This is a genomic window from Streptomyces sp. NPDC055025 (assembly GCF_053608565.1).
Genome location: NZ_JBSGVS010000009.1, coordinates 1 through 19,159 on the forward strand (window position 1 = coordinate 1; position 19,159 = coordinate 19,159).

Here is a 19,159-nt window from a genome sequence, read left to right on the forward strand (position 1 = left end):
GGTCCGGGCCGAGCCGCCGCCGGGCCCGGACCCGCCGTACGCGGAGCTGTCATCGGGCGGTACGCCGACGGCGTACGGCGAACATCGCCCCGCCGCCCGCGAGCAGCGCGGCCACCGCGGCGCCGGCGAGCACGGCGGTGCCGGTGCCGGTGGCCGCGAGTCCGCCGGCCGGCGTGCTGCCGGATCCCCGACTCCCGCTTGTGCCTGTGCCGTTGGCGCCGCCGTCCGCCGACGCTCCGCCCGGGCCGGCGGGATCAGTGGCCGACGGCGTGGCGGATCCGTCCGGAGCGGACGGGGCGAGCGAAGAAGACTGCGATGCCGAGGCTGTGGCTGTCGGTGTCGCCGTCGGCTCGTCGCCCGTGCCCGGTGTGACGGTCGACGGGTCCACGTCCCCGACGGCCCACGCGAGCGTCTCCGTGTCGCTGACCTTCCTGCCGTCGGCGAGCGTGGCACTGACGGTGAAGGTGGTGCGGTAGACGCCCTCCGCGGCGAAGGTCCAGTTCCAGTGACTGTGCGCGTGTGTGGTGTGCGCCAGGGCGTCCGGCAGCCCGTCCCCGCTGTTGAGCCGGACGTCCACGGATCCGAACGAGCCCGAGTTGAACACGGCGACGGCACCTGGTCCCTGGACTGTGTCGAGCCGGTAGGTGATGTCCCCGTCGACCTCCGCCTTGGCGTACTCCTCGGTGCTCCAGCCGGGCCACAGGAGACCGTTGATCTGCTGCAACGGCAGCCACCACACCGGGTCGCCGACGGCGCCCAGGAACTCGTACCCCTCCGTGACCCTGCGCTTGGCGGCGGGCTTCACATGCAGGACGACCTCATCGGGCTCGTACCACTCGTACGACTGCGAGGTGCCCTCCTTGATCTGGAACTGGAGGGCGCCGTCCACTGGCCGGGCGGCCAGGTCGAGGTGACCGTCGTCGATGACATGCGTGGTGGGCGGCGTGGTGGGCGGTGTCGTACCGCCCGTGGGCGTGGGCGAGTCGCTCGGAGTGGGGGTCGTGCCGTCGCCCGGCACCACCTCGGCCGGGTCTACGTGGTCCCCCACGACCACGGCGAGCGTCTCGGTGTCGGACGCGCCCCCGGAGGTCACGGTGAAGGTGAGCCTGTAGACGCCCTCCGCGGTGAACATCCAGATCGGCAGCAGCCGTTGCTGGTCACCAGCGAGGGTGAAGGCGTGCGGAGACGTTTCCGTGCTGCCGAGGTGGATCTCCGGCGATCCGTCGGACCAGTCCGTCTCCTGTGTGTAGGTGGCCATGCCGAAGTCACCGGGGCCCTCGTAGCCGGACAGTGTCACCTCGGTGGCCACTCCTGCTTCGGTGCCCTTCCAGCCGGGCTCGGGCGCGAAAAGGCTCTCCGCCTCCCAGCCGTTGAGCTGCCAGGTGTCCTGGTCGGTGGTGCCGAGGGCGAGCGCGACCGGGTTCGGTGTGTACTGGAGCGTGGACTGCGGAGCGTGCAGCACGACACCGGACGGCTCGTGCGTCACCGCAGTGCTTTCCGAGCGGTCGTCGATCCGCAACTGAAGCTTTCCGCCGACCAGCCGGGGGGCGAAGTCCAGTGCGCCCCCGTCGAGAACGACGGCGCCGCCGGCGGCGCGAGAAGACCCGCTGCCGCCGACGACCAGCCCTGCCGCGCCCACGAGCACCGCGGTCGCCGCCGTCAGCGCCGCGGCTGTCAAGGAGCGTCGGCCGCGCGTCAGGGCTCTCATCACGAGCTGACGACGGCGGTGTACGTCTCGGTGACGGACTCGGTGACTCCGCCGACCGTGCCCTGGACGCGGAACGTCAGCCGGTAGGTGCCGGCCTCCTCGAAGGCCCAGTTGGCGTGATTGTGCGTGGCTACGCCGAAGGAGCGGGACTTGAAGGTGGTGATGGCGGGGTTGCTGTCGAACCAGCGGCTGCCGCTGCCCGCGTAGATGCTGAAGTCCTCGGTGGCGGCTCCATTCCGGGTGGCGCTCACGAGTGTGTAGGTCACGGAGTTGTTCGCGAAGACGCCGGTGGTGAGGCTCTCGGTGGAGATGCCCGGGAACAGCACCCCGGCCGCGTCGGCCTCGATCTCGGTGTCCGGCAGCAGCCAGATCTGGCTGCCCGATCCCAGGAACGCGTAACCGGGGTTGGTGACCTTCGCCGCCGCCGGGACCACCAGGTTCACGTCGGCCGGCTCGTACTCGGTGTCGGTCTCCTCGTCGTGGACGTGCAGATGCAGGTCGGTGCCGTCCCATTCGGCGTCCAGGACGTCCACGTGACCGCTGCTGAGCGGCGTCAGGGCTATCGCCGGAGTGGCGGCGAGGCCGGTCACTGCGAGCGCTGCGGCGAGCGAACCGGTGACGGTGAGTGTGCGGGTGAATGCGCGCAAGATGATCCCCCCAGGATCAGAAGACGCACGAACTTGAACGTGCGCAGACAAGTAATATGGTAATCATTTTCAACATGGATTGCAATGAGTCGTCTGTGGCCCGGGGGATGCGGGATGGGTGGGTCGCGGAACAACGGGGGCGGCCGTCCGGCGAGAGGCCGGACGGCCGTCGGGGCATTGCGGCAAGGTTGGCGCTACTCCTGGGCGTGCTTGATGGCATCGAGCGCGATGTGGCCCACATGGTCGTCGGTCAGGCTGTACCGCGTCTCGCGAGCCTGGCGCCTGGCTGTGGCGATCCGGGAGGTGCGCAGCACCCGTAGGTGCTGCGAGACGAGTTGCCGGATGGACTGCTCGGGGGTGCGCCTCGCGGGGTCGTCGCGTCCTGGTCCTCTGTGGGGGCGACGGGCAATCCCGTGGTCGGCTTTGGCTGTCGGTGGCGGTCGGCCGCGTCGCCCTGTCCCCGAGGGCGGTCTCACCGGGGGCAGCGGGGGAGGGGTCCGAGTGAGTGTGGCAAGCCAGGTGTCCGGCGCTGGAAGGATCAGTGCGGAGCGGGATCGGTGTGTGGGGGCGGGGCAGTGCGTGCTCGCCGCACCGGCCGTCTTCGATCAGGACGAGGAGGACGGTCTGGTGCTCGTCCTTGACGAGATGCCGCCCGCGTCCGAGTCGTCGGCCGTGCGTGCCGCCGTGTGGGCGTGTCCGTCCGGTGCCCTCGCCCTGCTGGAAGCCCGCTGACCCGCTTCGGCACGCCTCGCGAAGGCCGGGCGCACCGCGTTCGTCCATCCGGTGGTCGGCCGCACCGCCTTGGCGTCGGCGCCTCGCCTCTATGCGCCGAGGCGCCCTTCACCTTCCTGGAAAGTCCAGCTCAGCAGAGTCTCAAGGAGACGTATGTCCGGACAGTTCGATCGCCGTGCCTTCCTCCGCCGCGGCGCCACAGGAGCCGTGGCCCTGGCAGTGGGGCCCGGCCTGCTGACGGCGTGCTCCACCGACGAGCCCGGCTCCGGCCGGAAGACGGGATCCGGTTCCTCGCCACGCTCGGGTGGCACGCTGCGGGCCGCCTTCGTCGGAGGCGGCGCCTCCGAGACGCTCGACTTCTTCAACGGCCCCTCGGCGCTGGACCTGGTACGGGCCCGGGCCTGGCACGGCGCCCTCGGAAATCTCGACCCCAGCCGGCCCGATGGTGTGCGCTATGGCGTACTCAAGGGAATCGACATATCCAAGGACCTCTCGACATACACCCTGCATGTCCGGCCCGGCGTCCGCTTCACCGACGGCTCGAAGCTGACGTCCGCCGATATCCTGTACACACTGTCCGCCCTCGCGAGCAAGAGCATGCTCCCCGTGTACCGGCTCGCCGCCGCTAACTTCGATCTCTCGCGCGCCAGGGCGGACGGCGACCTCAAGGTCGTACTGCCCACACTCCGGCCTATCGCGGACGGCCGCACGATTCTGTGCCAGGGGAACTTCCTGATCGTCAAGGACGGCACCAAGAACTTCCGCGATGACATGCCCAGTTGCGGTCCGTTCAAGCTCAGCGAGTTCGCACCCGGCCGGGGCTCGGTGTTCACTCGCTACGACGAGTACTACGGCCATGTGCCCTTTCTCGACGGCCTGGAACTGCGGTCTGTCGCGGACTCGACCGCCCGGGCCGGGGCGCTCACGAGCGGTGAGATCGACTTCGCCCACGACCTCTCACCCGTCACCGCACGCACCGTCGCGGGCAACGCGAAGATCCAGCTCGTCCCCACGAAGAGCCCCTACCTGGTCGGGCTGTCCTTCCAGATGAACATGAGCGTCAAGCCGTTTGACGACCCCCGGGTGCGGGAGGCGTTCCGGCTCGCGGCGAACCGTGAGGCCATGGTGGAAACGGTGTTCTACGGAAACGCTGAGGTGGGCAACGACCTGCCCTCCATCGGCTTCCCCGACTATGCGGAGAGCCTGCCCCAGCGCGCCCACGACCGGCCGGGGCCCAAAAGCTGCTCAGGGCGGCCGGCGCCGACGGGATGAAGGTCGTGCTGACCACAGGTCCTGAGACGCCGGGGATGGTGGAGACGGCCACTCTCTTCGTTGAGGACCTGAAGAAGGTGGGGGTCCAGGCGTCGATCCGTGAGCTGTCCGCTGGACAGCTCTTCGCCGACTTCGCCACGTACAGCCGTCTGCCGCTGGCCGCCTCGTACCAGATGCCCATCCCCGCGCTGTCGACCCATCAGATGAACACGGCGGGCGGCTCGCCGTCCGCCTTCGGCTGGAAGCAGCCCGAGGTCGATGCCCTCGTGGCGACGGCCCGCGCCCAGAGCGACGAGGCCAAGGCGAAGGAACTGGGCACCCAGGCACAGCGCAAGCGCTGGGAGGAGGGAAACCAGGTGCTGCCCCTCTTCAAGCCGAACCTGAACGCCCAGGCCAAGGGGGTCGGCGGAATTTGCGACGACCTCTTCGAACAGTTCCCGGGCTTCTTCCAGGCTTCCTTGGCGTGAACCTGCTCGCCTTCATAGGCCGTCGCCTCGCGGGCGCGGCCGTGCTGCTGGTGCTGTTGTCGGCCGCGATCTTCGCGGCCACGGCGGTACTTCCGGGAGACGTCGTCAGCGCGGTCGCCGGTGTAGATGCCGCCGAGACGCAACGCGCCGAAGTCCGTGCCGAACTCGGTCTGGACCGGCCCGCCGCCGAGCGCTACGCGGCATGGGCGGCCGACGCCGTCAGGGGGGATCTGGGGAGCGGCTTCGTTGGGCACCGGCCGGTCACGGACGTCCTCGCGACACGGTTGCCCAACAGCCTGCTCCTCACGGGACTGACGCTCGCGGTCACCGCGCCGCTTGCCGCGTTGCTCGGCCTGTGGACCGGGTTGCGCGGCGGTGCCGCCGACCGATGGGTCTCGGCTTCCGCCCAAGTCGGCGCAGCCGTACCCGAGTTCGTCATCGCGTCACTGCTCGTCGCGGTGCTGTCGGGCTGGCTGGAGATCCTCCCGCGCGTCTCCCTCATCCCGCTGGGTGGCACGCCGCTCGACGTGCCGCGTGCGCTGATCCTGCCGGTACTGACCCTCAGCGCCGTCGGTCTGGCCGTGGCCACCAGGCTCCTGCGCGTCTCTGTTGCGGACGCGGCGGCCACGCCGTATTGCGAATCGGCGCGGCTGAACGGCGTACGGGGGGTGCGTCTCGCGGTGCGCCACATCCTTCCCAACGCCGCGGGACCGGCGGTCCAGGCACTCACCCTCACCACCGGGGCGCTGGTCGGCTCCGCCGTCGTCGTGGAGAGCGTCTTCGACTACCAGGGTATCGGCCGAGAACTGCAACTGGCCGTCGCCGCGCGGGACGTGCCGATGGTGCAGGGCATCGCCACCGCCCTTGTCGCGGTGATGCTCGCGATTCTGCTGCTGGGCGAAATCTGCGCGCGCCTGCTCGGCGCGGGAAGAAGGCACGCCGGATGACGACGGTCACGACACCGGGACAGCGGTCACGTCCGGCCGGTCACGGCGCGCGGCGGCGCCGGCCGCCCTTTCTCACCGGGGCGGGGGCACTGCTTATCGTGCTGGTCGCCCTGCTGGGCCCGCTGGCCGCGCCGCACAGCCCGACCGCGCAGCTCGCGGCGCCCTTCCAGGAGCCGGGCGGAGAGTTCCTGCCGGGGACCGACATCCTGGGCAGGGACGTGGCGAGCCGGGTGCTGAGCGGCGGCCGGACGATCGTGCTCATCGCGATGGCGGGCACGGCGGTCGCCGGTGTCTTCGGGATGTGCGCCGGGGTACTGGCGGGCATGGTGTCCCGTCGGCTGGGCGACTTCGTGGTCCGCTGCGTCGACGCTCTGGCTGTGCTGCCGGCCCTCCTGCTCGTCCTGGTGCTGGCCGCCGGCTCCCCCGACAGCGACACGGCGGTTGTGGCTGCCGTCGCTCTCGCCACGGTCTCCTTTTCCACCCGAGTGTTGCGCGCCGCGGCGGAATCCGTGCTGACCAGTGGATATGTGGAGGCTTCCGTTGCCCGAGGCGACACCAGGCGGGCCGTGCTGCGCCATCCGTTCCGTAGCCGGCTTGGTCCGGTTCCCGGTCGGCGATGAGCCCATGCAACTCGTTGCGGACCGTTGTGTGCTGGTCCGGCATAGTCCTGGTCCGCGCAGTATCGACGGTCCGGACCGTGCCGCCGTGGCCGTGCGAGCCGGGGACTCCGGTCTGGGACTTGGTCCGCTGGTCTTCCTCGCCGCTGGTCCGCGACGGTGTGTTCCCGCTGGTCCAGTCCCTGGTCCGCGCACTGCTGCAGTGACGCCGCGAGCGCCCGAGGCATCCCAGCCGCTCCCTCTATGTGCTGGCACCCGGCGGACTTCCGGAGATCGCCTTCCAGGTGATTATCTTCAGACCAAGGTCGGCGACATCCGCTCAACGAGCCGAGCGCAGCAGAGCATGAGTGGGACGCGCTCTGCTAGAGAGGTGTGTTCCAGCCCGGGCCGCTACGGTGCATGGTCATGAAGCAGTTCGTGTTCCAGCACGCCCAGGACGTGTGGCCCGAGGGCGAGACCTTGCTCCACGTCTACATCTTCCCTCATGAGCAAGACCGTGAGCTGACCGCGCTCGTCACGCGCTGTAGGTTCGCGTTTCAGGTGTCCCTCTCTCATTGGCGATGGCCTTTGTCCGGCCCAAAGGACAGCACGGTGAGACGAACTGCTGTCCTGTCGCATTGAAGCTGTCGGATTCTCACTCGTCGCGCTCTGAGCGGCGGCGTTTGCCTCGATCGTGGGGTTTGATCTCACTTCTCTGGTCTCGTTCTCACTGCACCTGTCACGGTCGCTTTCGGCATGTACGTGACCCCTGGGGGTGGCGGTGGACCTGGATCTGGTCGATGTCGAATGGGCTGATGGGGACGGTTGTGGGTTGCGGAAGCTGGCGCTCGGGGCGGCTGCTCGGGTCGCGTTCGAGTCGGTGCTCCCGGTCCGGCGCTTCGCGTCCTACCGCAGGCAGCGGCATTTCACGGGTTTCCCCCGGGGGTCTTGGGGGTGTGGCTCACTGTTGCAGTAGGTAAGAGTTCGGGCCGGTGAGCGGCAGGTCCTCTACCCGTGTCGGTTATGTGGCTGTCGTCGTTTGGACAGCCGAGATCGACAAGGGGGTTGGGATGCGAGCGTTCCCGGTACGGATGCCCTCGGGCGCGCGGTACTGGACGGTGGTCGATGACGGCCTGCGCCCGGTGCCGGTGGCGGATGCCTATCTGGGGCACACGCGGTTCGGGAGGGACGGTGCGGAGTCGACCGCCAAGAGCTACGCCGTCGCGGTGGCGCTCTTCAGCGTTGCGCCGGCAGCAAGCGGTGTTCCGCAGCTCCTTTTGTCAGCCCGCGAAGCGGGAAGCCTGGTGGTAGCAGGGGCGCCGCCAAGGCGGTGATTTCCGAGAGTTCCGAGCGGTGTCGCGGTAGCGATGCCCACAGTCGACGCTGCACTGCTGCGAACCGATCTGCCTCGGCGTTTGTGTACGGGCGCTGCCGCTCCCCTTCCAGCGTGGCTGCGGTACCGCCTTGTCGGTTCCGTAGTGCGCGAACTTCCCGGTCGGTCACTGTGACTGTGTGCACTGCCGGATGGTGGTCGAGGGTCGCTGCGAGTGCGGAGAGCGCTCGGTAGCAGCGATCGTGCCCATGGGGTGTAGTGAAGCGGGAGGGCAGGCCGTGTTCCAGGCCGAGGGCGAACCGGTGCGCGGTGCCCTGGCGGCTGTCGGCCGCACGTACCGCCAGGAGCAGCATCTCGACTCGATAGCCTGCGGCCTGGAACCGGGAGGCTGCAGCCAGCAGGTCCGTGGCGGTGGCCGGCGCCGCCTCTATCACCACATCGGTCCTCCGGTTTCGGAGCCATTCCTCTGCCGCGTTCTGCCACGCCCGGTAGTCGGCTCGCAGTAAGGCTCCCGCTGTACGCGGATGTTCGGCGAGCATCTGGGCGTAGTTGGGGTGGAATGCGCGGAAGTCTTCACTGGACACGCGGACAGCACCTCTACGCATGGCATGTATCACCTGGATGGAGGCTGCTGTCTTCCCGGCGCCGGGTTGTCCCACCACGTAGACCGCTACCGGGTGGCGTCGGGGCTCGGGATTGCCGAAATGGAACGGAACGATCAAGTCTGTGAAGATGCGTTGGTGTTCTGCGGGTGGGAGCCGGGGCCAGCTGGCTCCTCGGGGAGCGGCGGGATCGGCGCAGTCACGGCGGAGCAGTGGTGCGGCCCATCGGAGGCTGTGGCGGATGTCCTCGGCGACTGCCGTCCGGCGCGCCGACCCAGGGGTGTTGTGCGCGATTTTCCCGACGTGCCGGAGGGTGGTGCGGAAGCGGTCGGCTTCGGTGACAGTCCACGGCCGGGTCCGCTCGGCGCCCACTGCTTGGGCGGCGCGCGGTGGGCGCGACCAACTTCTGTTCGGCGTCAGCCGGTTCAGGTATTGAATGCCGTTGGCACCGATCACTGTCACGAGGTCCGCCAGTCGCTCGGATTCGATGATGCGCAAGACTTCGGGCAGTTCTCGGGAGCAGTGGTCGTGGTTCTGCGCTGACACGTAGCGTCCGGCCCCGGTGGCCTGCACCTGTTGGAGGTAGCGGTGCAGTACGGCGAGGCTGCTGAGGGCCTCCGGAACTGCGAGCACGGCCAGTTCGACTCGGTGGCCGGCGCGCTGGTAAGCGCCGACCGTGGTGCGGGCTTCCTCCGGGTCGGCCAGAGCCGTCTCGATGACGGCGTCCAGCCGGTGGTGGCGGGTGTAGTCCTCCACCTCGGCCTGCCAGCGGCGTGTGTCCGGGCGCGTTCGCACTCCGGCGCTGCGGTCGTCGATCGCCAGAAGCGCCGGATAACAGGGGTGGACCCGTTTGTAGTCGTCGCTGCCGATGCGCACGGCGCCGCCGCGGTGGGCCAGCGCGTGGTGCACCAGGTCCGCGAATGTGGATTTGCCGGCGCCGGGCTGGCCCGCCACGAATACCGCGACCGGAGAAGTCTGGGCGGTGGCCTGCTTGGCGACGACCGGCAAGATCGTGGTGACGAGCAGGTCGCGGTGTCGCTCTTCGGTCAGTGCGGCGGGGACGAACCCTCGTTCACCGCCACGTGGCCGCGTCAATCGGCGTTCCATGCTGTGGGCGCCACGGCACGACGCGGACTCAGTTCCGTAACTCGCCAGACGTTGGGGCGTCGAGGACTGCAGAGTGCGATCGCGGGAGTGCGGTAGTCATCCGGTGCCGGGATCCGCGGAGCGGATCTCGGCGCGCAACAGTCGGGGTTCGGGACCAGGGCTGCGGCCTTGCACGCTCCAGGTGTCGGCGTCGTCGAGTGCGTCCTGCACGTCGACCCAGGCGTCCTCGGAACCAATCGGGTCGATGGTGCACAGGACAAGCACGCCCTGGTTGATTTCCTGGATCCGGGTGGTGCCACCCGTGAGGTCCGCGAGCCGGGCGGCGAGTGCCGCAGCGCGCCCTGCCAGGACCGCATCCACCCCTCCCCCTCACACGATGATTACTAAACGTATCGCTAATCGATTAGCGTGCCGTTAACCGATTAGCGTGTCAAGAGCTGCAATGAGTAGCAGGGAGTAGCGAGTTCCTCTCCGGGAGTAGGCAGTGCCCACTGCGGACTATCAGCGCATCGCCGAAGACCTGCGCAGGCGACTAGCGGAAGGAGAATGGTCCCCGGGTGAGCAACTGCCGCCGCGGGCCCAGCTGGCTCGCGAGTACCAGACCAGTCCGGCCGCGATCCAGCGGGGCCAAGAACTGCTGATCGACACCGGGGTGCTGGAGGGGCGCAAAAGCGTCGGCGTCTTCGTCCGCGCTCCGCAGGCACGCATGGCGCTGCCCGTGCTGCTGCCGATTCCGGACGCGATCCGGCAGGCCGGGCTCACCCCGGGTGTCGAGTACCGGTCGGACGTCAAGGTCCCGGCTCCAGAGCCGATCGCCCGGAGGCTGTCGGTCGACATCGACACACTATGTGTCCGCACCCGCTACGAGTATCTGGGTAACGCCCGCCCTTTGGCCCTCGGCGAATCGTGGGAGCCGATGGCCCTCACCCATCGCACGCCCGTTCTTCTGCCGGAGGACGGGCCGCTGGCCGGTACCGGCGTGGCTCGCCGGCTGGCCTCGGTCGGCGTCCGGGTTGGCCATGCCCAGGTTCGTACGCACGCCCGGCACCCGAATGACCATGAGGCACTGCGGCTTGGGATCACCCGACGCACGCTGATCGTGAGGCTGGATCGGACCCACCTGGCCGACACAGGCGAGCCGGTCGAGACCGCCACCTTCCTTCTCCCGCAGACGCGCTGGGAACTGGTCTTCGACGTCCCGGTATCGGCCTGCGATCCCGTCGGCGGCGAGCATCGCTCGCAGGGAGCTGATGGTCACGATGCCGGGACCCGACGGATGAGACAGGGCGGCACCCCCCGCGCGCGGTGACCGCTGCGTGGCACGTGGTGAAGGGATGCCGGCCACGCGGACCGGCAGTCACAGGTCGGGATCGGTTGACCATCAGGGGGTTGGCGTGGCGGGTCGGGACTTGAGGGCTCTGTTCGGCTCCAACGACCATCAAGTGGGGGCGGATGAGGCGTTCACGAACCGGGAGGGCCAGTGGCGGGTGTTCGTAAGCGCCCTGGACGGGCACCTGCAGCACGTGGCCGGTCAGGGTTTCGACGCCGCCGACCTGGAGGCACCGCGACGGAACCTACTCGTCTTCCACGGTGTCGGCGGCATCGGCAAGTCGACGCTGTCACGGAGGCTGGAGGCCGCGCTGGCGAATGCCGAACGCAGGCCGGCGCAATGGGGTGAACCGGCCTGGCGCGGGCCGCGGATCGTCCCTGTCCGGCTCGACTTGGCGCGCGCGGCGAACACCGACTTCGAGCGCATCGTCGTCACGATCCGGCTTGCCATCGCATCTGCGGTCGGTCGGCCCATGCCGGCTTTCGACATCGCGCTGCGTCGCTACTGGGACCACCAGCATCCGGGCGAGCCGTTGGAGGAGTACCTGCGCGGTGACGGCTTGGTTGCCCGCTTCGGCCAGGCGCTTCCGGGGCAGATGCAGGCGGCGCTCGGCGAGGTCGCCCAAGGCTTGGCACTGCCCGGGATGCTCGGTTCTGCGGTCGGGCAGCTCACCGGGGCTCTGGTGAGGGCGCTGCGCGAACACCGTCGCTCAGTGAGCGCGTTGGCTGGCTGCGCGCGGCTGGCCGACCTGCTGGAGGCCGACACTGACCTGGAGGCGCTCTCGTACTATCCGTACCTGCTCGCCTGGGAGCTGGCCCGCTTACCCGCCCGCAAACAGATCGCCCCGGTGGTGCTGCTGGACACCTTCGAGGACATCGGAGACCGCACCCACCGTGACATGGAGCGGCTGCTGCAGCACGTGGTGTGGCTCATGCCCAACGTCTTCTTCGTCGTTACCGGACGCAACCGGCTGCAGTGGGCCGACCCGGCCCTGCACGGTCAACTCGACTGGACCGGCCCGGCAGCCTGGCCCGGGCTGGCCGACCGCGGTTTGCCATCGCCCCGCGCCGCCGCAGCCGATCCGGGCGGTCGCCGTCAGATCCTGATCGGGGACTTCAGCGACGAAGACCGCGATGATTACCTCATCCACCGCCTCACCACCGACGGCCAGCCTCTGATCGACCCAATGCTGCGACGTGTGATCGCCGAGCGCTCCCACGGCCTGCCTTTGTACCTCGACCTGGCCGCCATGCGCTTTCTCGAGATCCGCCGCACCGGTCTCACCCCGCAACCGGCCGACTTCGACGTCGACTTCCCCGCCCTAATCGCCCGCACCCTCACCGACCTCACCCCGGACGAACGCCACGTCCTGCGCTCGGTCAGCCTTCTGGACGCCTTCGACATCCCCCTCGCCACCGCCAGCGCCGGAATCAGCCGCGACGCCCCCGTCCTCCGCCTGCTTGAGCGGCCCTTCATTCGCCACACCCCCACCGGCCTTTGGCCCTACCACCTGCACCCACTCATCCGCTCAACCCTGCGCACCGCCGAAGACACCACCGACGACCGCTGGTCACCCCGAGACTGGCGAAACGCCGCCGAACACGCCCACCTCGCCGTAGGCCAACAGTGGGCCGAGCACACCGGCCCTGGCCGCCGTCTGCTGATCGCCTGCCTACGCCAAGGTCTCACCCTCGCCGCCGAGTTCCACCTCGACCTGGGCTGGGTGACCGAGGCGGCCTGGCAGTACGTCAGCGACTCGGTGTGGGAACCCGTCACCCCCGCCCTGCGGGACACCGGCGACGAGGCACATCTGCAGACGCCAGCCGACGCCCTGGCTGAACTACTCAACACGCTCGGCCGCCGGCAACACGAACACCGCCGCAGCACGGCCAACCGGCTCGCCGCCGTCATCGAGGCCGGTCTGCTGCCGGAGGAGCTGAGGCAGATGGCGCTCTACTACCTGGCCAAAGCCCACCGTGACCTCGGCCACTCCGCCGCCTCCCGAACAGGAATGCAGCAGGTCGCCGACGGAGGAGGCCGCCTCGCCCCCGCGGCCCGCCGCGGCCTGGCCCACCTCGCCCGCCTGGCCGGCGACTTCCCTACAGCCTTGACCGTTGCCGAGACCTTGGGATGGGCCGGCCGGCAAAACCGCGTACTGGGCGACATTTACTGGCCTCAAGGCGACATCACACGAGCAGCCGACGACTACGAACATGCCCGCAACGATGCCGAACAACACGGCATCGCAGGAGAACGCGCAACCGCCCAGGCACACCGCGCACTTGCACTGGCCTTCGCAGATCCCACGACCGCAGACAGCGAAATCGTCCTCGCCCACCACCTCCTGACCGACCTCACACTCCACGCCACCACCCTGACCGTTCACATCGCCAACCTCATCTGCGACGCAGGCCGCAGCATGGACATCGACGAACGCGCCCAAGCCCTGCGCACCGAGATCGAGACCGCCGGGCTGCCTTCCATCCTCCCCCTACTTGAGCTCGCAGTCTGCTTCCACCACGCCGTCCGCAGCGACGACGAACTCCTCGCCACCGCCATCCACCGACTGCGTCGGCTTACCAACGACGGCGACCACGCCTACCTCGCCAACATCGCGTACTTCATGGGCGACCGGCCAATCACACCAGACGCCTGGCCTGTCCGGTGGTTGGAGAGCCAAGAGACCATCCGCCGACGCTGGCGCACGCTCGTCACCGAAAGGCGCGGCACTTAGACCGTGTCCTATGTGGCGATGGCTCGTTGAGTTGTGTATGGGGCGGGGTGTGTGGAGTTGGATTGTTCCGGACGGCCTTTGGGAGATCGCGGAGCCGTTGATCCCGCCGTCGAAGGTGCGGCCGCAGGGCGGTGGGACACAGGACACGCCTGATGAGACGCTGTTCGCCGCGATCATCTACGTGCTGGTGAGTGGTTGTGCCTGGCGGGCGTTGCCGCCGTGCTTCGGGATCTCGAAGTCGACGGCTCACCGCCGGTTCGTGATCTGGTCCAGAGCGGGGGTGTGGGGACGGCTGCACGAGGCCGTCATCGACAGGATCGACGAGTGCGGGCTGCTCGACCTTTCCCGCGTGGTCCTCGATTCCGCGCACGTCCGGGCCAAAAAGGGGGCGAACTCACTGGTCCGAGCCCCGTGGGCCGGGGTAAGCCCGGTTCCAAGATGCATGTCCTGTCGGACGCGGCCGGACTGCCCCTCGTCGTCGGCGTCTCCGCCGCCAACACCCACGACAGCCACGGACTGAAACCCATGGTGGCCGGTCTCCGAACGAGACACGACCCCGAAAACGGCTGGCACTACAAGCCCGGCAAGCTGCACGCGGACAAAGCATACGACGTACCTGACCTGCGTAAATGGCTCCGCGGAAAACACATCGGAGTCCGCATCGCCCGCAAAGGCATCGAATCCAGCGAACGACTAGGACGCCGAAGATGGGTCATCGAACGCACGATGTGCGCCACGAGGCGCTCTGTTTGTATCCCCGGCTCAGCCGGGAGAAACTCGGAAGGAGGTTTCTGGGCCGGATGACTTACCTGGATCCGAAAGGTGAAGGGGACAAGAGCATGTCAGAAAACCAGTAACCGGGCTCAGTTGTCAGGGACGGTGTGCTGGGCGGCCCGCGCGATATGGCGAAGACTGGATTGTTTGAAGCCCAATCTCCAGAAGATGCAAGTTCCCATCCGCCGGAAACGACAGCTGAAACCGGCGCCGCACTCTGCACGGGGTTTCATTGTTGCCTGGTGCACCTCCGGGATGCGGAGCGATGTCCAACGAGGACATTCAAGGAGATGAGTGGGACGCCTAAGTCGCGCTAGAACGTACAGCCAGAGACGAACGTGGGATCGCCTACGGGACGCGAGTCCTATGGCGACGGAGGCCCCGTAGTAGTCGCCGGAGTGACGACCGGTCAGGGAGGACGGGAAAGCCGTCCGCATCGGGCGAAGGGGGCCAGGTGATTCGGACACCACAGAGTCGGGAGGTATGCGTAATGCAGAGCGCCACAACGGTGCTGGGTGTCCTGCGTGAGCGCGGCAGGCGTGGCCTGCCGTGCGATGCGCTGTATCGGCAACTGTTCAACCCGCAGTTATATCTGCTGGCCTACGGTCGCATCTACGCCAACCACGGTGCGATGACGCCCGGGGTCACGTCAGAAACCGTCGACGGCATGTCACAGCGGAAGATCGACCGGATCATCGAGACGATGCGTCACGAGCGCTATCGATTCAAGCCGGTCCGACGCATCCATATCCCGAAGAAGAACGGGAAGATGCGTCCGCTGGGGCTGCCAACCTGGTCGGACAAGCTCGTCGGTGAAGTGATCCGCCTGTTATTAGAGGCGTACTACGAGCCGACGTTCTCCGACCGCTCGCATGGGTTTCGTCCCCGCCGTGGCTGCCATACCGCTTTGCGGGAGGTGGACCACACCTGGACCGGGACATCCTGGTTCATCGAAGGGGACATCGCCGACTGCTTCGGCAGCCTGGACCATCAGGTCCTGCTCTCGATCCTCGGCGAGAAGGTCCATGACCAGCGGTTTCTGCGGCTGGTGCGCAACATGCTCAAAGCCGGATACTTGGAAGACTGGAGATGGGGTGCCACGCTCTCCGGAGCGCCGCAAGGCGGAGTGGCCTCCCCGGTCCTGTCAAATATCTACCTGCACAAGCTGGATGAGTTTGTCGAGACAGTTCTAGTTCCGGAGTACACCCGAGGGAAGCGCCGGGCCCGGAACCCGGCCTATCTGGAGTTGCAGAATCTGCTGGCGAAAGCCCGCCGACGCGGCGACCGGGTCCAGGCCCGTGCGTTGCGTCAGCGGATGGTCCGTCTGCCGAGTGCGGATCCGAATGATCCGGCATATCGCAGACTGCGCTACATACGCTATGCGGACGATCATCTCCTTGGTTTCACCGGACCGAAAGCCGAGGCCGAGCAGATCAAACAGCGTCTGGCCCAGTTCCTGCGTGACAAACTCAGGCTGGAACTTTCCCATGAAAAGACGCTGATCACTCATGCCCGCACCGGGGCAGCGAGGTTCCTCGGTTATGAGATAACGACCCAGCACAACGACACGAAGAAGACTGGCCGTTACCGTCGGGTCAACGGTCAGATCGCTCTGCGTGTCCCACGGGACGTGATCAAAGCCAAGTGCGCCCCCTATCTCGCCCGCGGAAACCCCGCGAAGAGTACGGCCCTGATCAACAGCAGCGATCATGCGATCGTGGCGACGTTTGGGACCGTTTACCGGGGCGTTGTCCAGTACTACCTGCTTGCCGGAGATGTCTTCCGACTGCACCGGCTGCAATGGGTCATGGAGACATCCATGCTCAAGACTCTCGCAGCCAAGCATCGTTCGTCAGTGTCGAAGATGGCCGCCAAGCACAAGGTCAGAATCGATACTCCTAACGGACCCCGAGTCTGCTTCGAGGCCCGAATCGAGCGGAAGAACAGGAAGCCACTGGTGGCACGGTTCGGCGGGATTCCCCTTCAACGGCAGCGAGCGGCGGAACTCGCTGACCGTGAGCCGGTTCGGGTGGACTACCCGCAGAAGGAACTCATCGCGAGACTCCTGGCGGACACCTGCGAGATCTGTGGAAGCAGGGGCAACGTGCAAGTGCACCACGTCCGCGCTCTCGCCGACCTCGCACATGCCGGATGGCAGCCTTCCGACTGGGCGCGCGTCATGCTCCACCGGCGCCGCAAAACGGTCGTGGCCTGCGACACCTGCCACGACCGTATCCATTCGGAAAGGCCGGCCAGACTGCTCACGCAGTAGTCACTGGAGAGCCGGATGACAGGGAAACCGTCATGTCCGGTTCGGCGGGAGGCCGCGCGGAACAGGACTGCCACGGCAGGCACCTCGCCGCGCGGCCGACCCAACGTCCTGGCTGACCGGCTACCGCCGACTCAACCACCGCTACGAGCGTCACCCCCGCAACTACCTCGCATTCCTCGGCCTCGCCGCCGCCCTCTGCTGCTACAAACGACTCACCCGACTCACCACATAGGACACGGTCTAAGCCCGAGGAGAGCGTAATGAGAATCAAAACCACCGTGGGATCGGCGTTAGCCGTCGGGATCCTCGCCTTGGCGGGATCGCTGGGCTCGGCCAGCTCGGCATCGGCTGCGGCGTCAACGCTGCAGGTACCGGCCCGCGGCAGCGCCGGCGGCGTCACAGCGCAGGCTCCAGGTACGTACTACGCGACGACCTGGGCCTCGACCAACAACCGGTCGTGTGCGTACACGAGCTGTGGTGTCCGATCCGTGCTGGCCGCGAACACGACCTACGTCGTGAACTGCTGGACGTACGGTCAGACCATCACGGCGGAGGGGTACACCAACAACATCTGGATCCAGGTCCGGTACACCGACAACAGCGTCGGGTACAGCAGCGCGATCTACTTCCAGGGTGACAACCGCGGGAACCTGCCGGTCAGCGCCAGCTGCTGAGCCTCCCGGCCCGCAGGGTCACGCAGGGCCGTGCGGGCTGAGGAGCACAGCCTTGATATTGATTAGGGTGCAGATCTTTCGAGGGTGTCTGGCGTGAGCGTGGCCTGCGGGTTCTTGATGCACCACGGCTACACCACGTCAGTGGCGCCGGGCGATCGTGGCCGTGTGCTGACCCGGACTCCCGGCGCTCCTGCGCCCCGGCGGCAGCCACCCACCGCCGTCGCTGAGCGCAACGAAACGTTAGAGGCCCTGAGCGGGGGCACCGCTCAAGATCGAAGACCCCTCAAACCTGAGCTCGGAGTGTTGCCATCACGGGTACAGGTCTCATCAGCGATCGAGTCACGGCGCGTCCGTCCCTCAGCAGGGGTGAACCTGGACCGTTCCCGACTCCGCCATGCACCAGGACTTGGAGCCGGTCGGCTGAATACTCGGCGACGCCGCCGAGTTGCGGCCCTCGCGTCCGCCACACACGTCGAACCTGACAGCGTGGCTGTTGTCAGGTTCGAGGTGCGGAGCCGGGGGCGGTCAGGTGTTGACGATGCCGGCGGCGAGGCCGGTGTTCGCGTCCGGAACCGGGTGCGAGCTTGACGCTGCTCGCTGTTCCAGCACGCGGGACACGGCGTTTCGAAGGGCGGTGTCGGGGCCCGTCATGAACCGTGTGCGCAGTGCCACCAGTTCGGGACCCGCGCTCTCGGGCGACCCGGCGTTGAACGGCGGCTCGGGATCGTATTCCATGACGAGCTGTGCGAACTTCGCGGCCTTCTCGCCGAGAGTGTGCGCGATGACGGTGAGGCCGAAGTCGATTCCCGCGGTCACACCGCCCCCGGAGAACCTGTTGCGGTCGATGCACACACGCTCCGTCGACACCTCGACGCCCAGCTGTGCCAGTTCTTTCCTGGACGCCCAGTGCGTGGCCGCGCGGTAGCCGTCGAGCAGTCCCGCTGCCGCGAGGACGAGCGTGCCGTTGCAGACCGCCGTGATGTAGGAGGCGGTCGCACCGCGGTCCTGCAGGAAGGCAATGGCGGCCGGGTCGAGCATCACCCTGTCCACAAGTCCGCCACCGACGAACAGGATGTCGAGCTGTCGGGGGCAGTCGTCGAAGGTGGTGGTCGGGACGATGGCCAGACCGCCGTCGTCCGAGACGACGGGGTCGAGGGTCTCGGACACGAGGTGGACCTTCATACCTGCCAGGGCGAAAGCGGTGTAGGGACCGACAAGGTCGAGTGCGGTGTGTCTCTCGAAAAGAAGGATGCCGACCTCCAGAGGCCGCGCGTCGCCTGTCAGGTGGTCGGGCCAGTCCGTCGTGTGGTCCGTCATTTTCTGGAGCCTCCGAGATGCAAACGCTTGTAGTGTTTCCTGCCGTGACACTGCGGTCCGCGGACCGGCGCACTTCCAGCACGGGTACGCTCCACCGCGCCGTTCGCCGACAAGAGTGGAGCCTGCCCCATCCGCAAGTTGCAGTCAAGCTGAAACTTTCTCGACGAGCGAGGCACCGTGACCGTCCTACCCCAACCCACCAGTACCGCCTTCCTGCTCGCAGCCCTCGGCAGGCACGTGCGCGACGACGTCGAACAGACACTGAAACCAACCGGCTACACCCTGCGCCACCTCGCCGCCATCGGGCATCTGCGTCGCGAACCCGGCCTTTCCTACAGCGAGTTGGGCCGCCGGGCGGGTATTACCGCCCAGAGCGCCCAGGCCACCGTCCGCCAGCTCGAGGAGAGGGGGGTGGTCGAGCGGCGCACCGAATCAGGTCGCGGCCGTGCCGCCGAGCTCCACGTCACCGAAGAGGGCATGCGACTGCTGGTCTCCGGCCAGGATGCCTACGCCGAGGCCGACGCGGGCCTGCGGGCCGCGCTCGGCCCCGACGCCTGCCGCGATCTCAACGGACTGCTGCTCCAGGCGCTCTCCGCCCGCACCGGCTGACCCCCGCGCACGGCCCGGCAGCAAGCCGTTCACCGCGC

At 67.8% G+C, this 19,159-nt stretch carries 14 protein-coding genes and 3 pseudogenes; 12 read left to right on the plus strand and 5 right to left on the minus strand.

Features of this window, described 5'->3' with window-relative positions; genetic code table 11:
* Positions 1-49: 49 nt before the first annotated feature.
* Together ACWGDX_RS07980 and ACWGDX_RS07985 are read right to left on the minus strand one after the other, a co-directional pair.
* Complete coding sequence (locus tag ACWGDX_RS07980) at positions 50-1,708, minus strand: choice-of-anchor M domain-containing protein (protein ID WP_453623342.1); 1,659 nt, start codon at positions 1,706-1,708, stop codon at positions 50-52.
* Entirely contained in the window at positions 1,708-2,355 is a 648-nt protein-coding gene (locus ACWGDX_RS07985; RefSeq protein ID WP_453623344.1) for a choice-of-anchor M domain-containing protein, read from the minus strand. The genes ACWGDX_RS07980 and ACWGDX_RS07985 overlap by 1 nt, the downstream gene beginning before the upstream one ends.
* A gap of 501 nt (positions 2,356-2,856) precedes the next feature.
* Between ACWGDX_RS07985 and ACWGDX_RS07990 the strand changes: the two genes are divergently transcribed.
* From ACWGDX_RS07990 to ACWGDX_RS08010, 5 genes and pseudogenes are all read left to right on the plus strand, one after another.
* Positions 2,857-3,087, plus strand: coding sequence for a ferredoxin (locus tag ACWGDX_RS07990; protein WP_453623346.1), 231 nt, complete (start codon positions 2,857-2,859; stop codon positions 3,085-3,087).
* A gap of 153 nt (positions 3,088-3,240) precedes the next feature.
* Positions 3,241-4,826: pseudogene (locus ACWGDX_RS07995) on the plus strand (ABC transporter substrate-binding protein).
* Positions 4,823-5,773 (plus strand): ABC transporter permease, encoded by a 951-nt coding sequence (locus ACWGDX_RS08000; RefSeq protein WP_453623348.1) that lies wholly within the window; start codon positions 4,823-4,825, stop codon positions 5,771-5,773. The pseudogene ACWGDX_RS07995 and the gene ACWGDX_RS08000 overlap by 4 nt, the downstream one beginning before the upstream one ends.
* Positions 5,770-6,393: an ABC transporter permease subunit gene (locus ACWGDX_RS08005; protein ID WP_453623350.1), complete on the plus strand. Its 624-nt coding sequence runs from the start codon at positions 5,770-5,772 to the stop codon at positions 6,391-6,393. Before ACWGDX_RS08000 ends, ACWGDX_RS08005 begins: the two co-directional genes overlap by 4 nt.
* A gap of 402 nt (positions 6,394-6,795) precedes the next feature.
* Entirely contained in the window at positions 6,796-7,011 is a 216-nt protein-coding gene (locus tag ACWGDX_RS08010) for a hypothetical protein (protein WP_453623352.1), read from the plus strand.
* Positions 7,012-7,605: 594 nt separating this feature from the next.
* On the opposite strand, the gene ACWGDX_RS08015 is transcribed toward ACWGDX_RS08010, so the two are convergent.
* The gene (locus ACWGDX_RS08015) at positions 7,606-9,411 is read right to left on the minus strand and encodes a zeta toxin family protein (protein WP_453623354.1); all 1,806 of its coding nucleotides are present in this window, start codon (positions 9,409-9,411) and stop codon (positions 7,606-7,608) included.
* A gap of 96 nt (positions 9,412-9,507) precedes the next feature.
* Complete coding sequence (locus ACWGDX_RS08020; protein WP_453623355.1) at positions 9,508-9,771, minus strand: hypothetical protein; 264 nt, start codon at positions 9,769-9,771, stop codon at positions 9,508-9,510.
* A gap of 124 nt (positions 9,772-9,895) precedes the next feature.
* Here ACWGDX_RS08020 and ACWGDX_RS08025 point away from each other — a divergent pair, with 124 nt between their 5' ends.
* From ACWGDX_RS08025 to ACWGDX_RS08050, 6 genes and pseudogenes are all read left to right on the plus strand, one after another.
* Positions 9,896-10,720, plus strand: coding sequence for a GntR family transcriptional regulator (locus ACWGDX_RS08025; protein WP_453623357.1), 825 nt, complete (start codon positions 9,896-9,898; stop codon positions 10,718-10,720).
* A gap of 100 nt (positions 10,721-10,820) precedes the next feature.
* Positions 10,821-13,475 (plus strand): ATP/GTP-binding protein, encoded by a 2,655-nt coding sequence (locus tag ACWGDX_RS08030; RefSeq protein ID WP_453623359.1) that lies wholly within the window; start codon positions 10,821-10,823, stop codon positions 13,473-13,475.
* A gap of 37 nt (positions 13,476-13,512) precedes the next feature.
* Positions 13,513-14,204: pseudogene (locus tag ACWGDX_RS08035) on the plus strand (IS5 family transposase); the annotation flags it as partial.
* A 535-nt stretch (positions 14,205-14,739) separates the two neighbouring features.
* Positions 14,740-16,521, plus strand: coding sequence for a reverse transcriptase domain-containing protein (locus ACWGDX_RS08040; protein WP_453623361.1), 1,782 nt, complete (start codon positions 14,740-14,742; stop codon positions 16,519-16,521).
* A gap of 106 nt (positions 16,522-16,627) precedes the next feature.
* Positions 16,628-16,753, plus strand: a pseudogene (locus ACWGDX_RS08045) (IS5/IS1182 family transposase); the annotation flags it as partial.
* Positions 16,754-17,009: 256 nt separating this feature from the next.
* Positions 17,010-17,195 (plus strand): hypothetical protein, encoded by a 186-nt coding sequence (locus tag ACWGDX_RS08050; RefSeq protein ID WP_453623362.1) that lies wholly within the window; start codon positions 17,010-17,012, stop codon positions 17,193-17,195.
* A 525-nt stretch (positions 17,196-17,720) separates the two neighbouring features.
* Here the strand turns inward: ACWGDX_RS08050 and ACWGDX_RS08055 are convergent.
* Positions 17,721-18,512 carry a DJ-1/PfpI family protein gene (locus tag ACWGDX_RS08055; protein WP_453623364.1) on the minus strand — a complete coding sequence of 264 codons (792 nt, stop codon included), beginning with the start codon at positions 18,510-18,512 and terminating at the stop codon, positions 17,721-17,723.
* Between the two features lie 177 nt (positions 18,513-18,689).
* Here ACWGDX_RS08055 and ACWGDX_RS08060 point away from each other — a divergent pair, with 177 nt between their 5' ends.
* Positions 18,690-19,121: a MarR family winged helix-turn-helix transcriptional regulator gene (locus tag ACWGDX_RS08060; protein ID WP_453623366.1), complete on the plus strand. Its 432-nt coding sequence runs from the start codon at positions 18,690-18,692 to the stop codon at positions 19,119-19,121.
* The last annotated feature ends 38 nt before the right edge of the window (positions 19,122-19,159 follow it).

Bases quoted from the DNA above. Each gene is read 5' to 3' on its own strand.
- ACWGDX_RS07980 (WP_453623342.1), bottom strand. From the start codon at position 1,708: ATGAGAGCCCTGACGCGCGGCCGACGCTCCTTGACAGCCGCGGCGCTG.
- ACWGDX_RS08005 (WP_453623350.1), top strand. From the start codon at position 5,770: ATGACGACGGTCACGACACCGGGACAGCGGTCACGTCCGGCCGGTCAC.
- ACWGDX_RS08010 (WP_453623352.1), top strand. From the start codon at position 6,796: ATGAAGCAGTTCGTGTTCCAGCACGCCCAGGACGTGTGGCCCGAGGGC.
- ACWGDX_RS08015 (WP_453623354.1), bottom strand. From the start codon at position 9,411: ATGGAACGCCGATTGACGCGGCCACGTGGCGGTGAACGAGGGTTCGTC.
- ACWGDX_RS08040 (WP_453623361.1), top strand. From the start codon at position 14,740: ATGCAGAGCGCCACAACGGTGCTGGGTGTCCTGCGTGAGCGCGGCAGG.
- ACWGDX_RS08055 (WP_453623364.1), bottom strand. From the start codon at position 18,512: ATGACGGACCACACGACGGACTGGCCCGACCACCTGACAGGCGACGCG.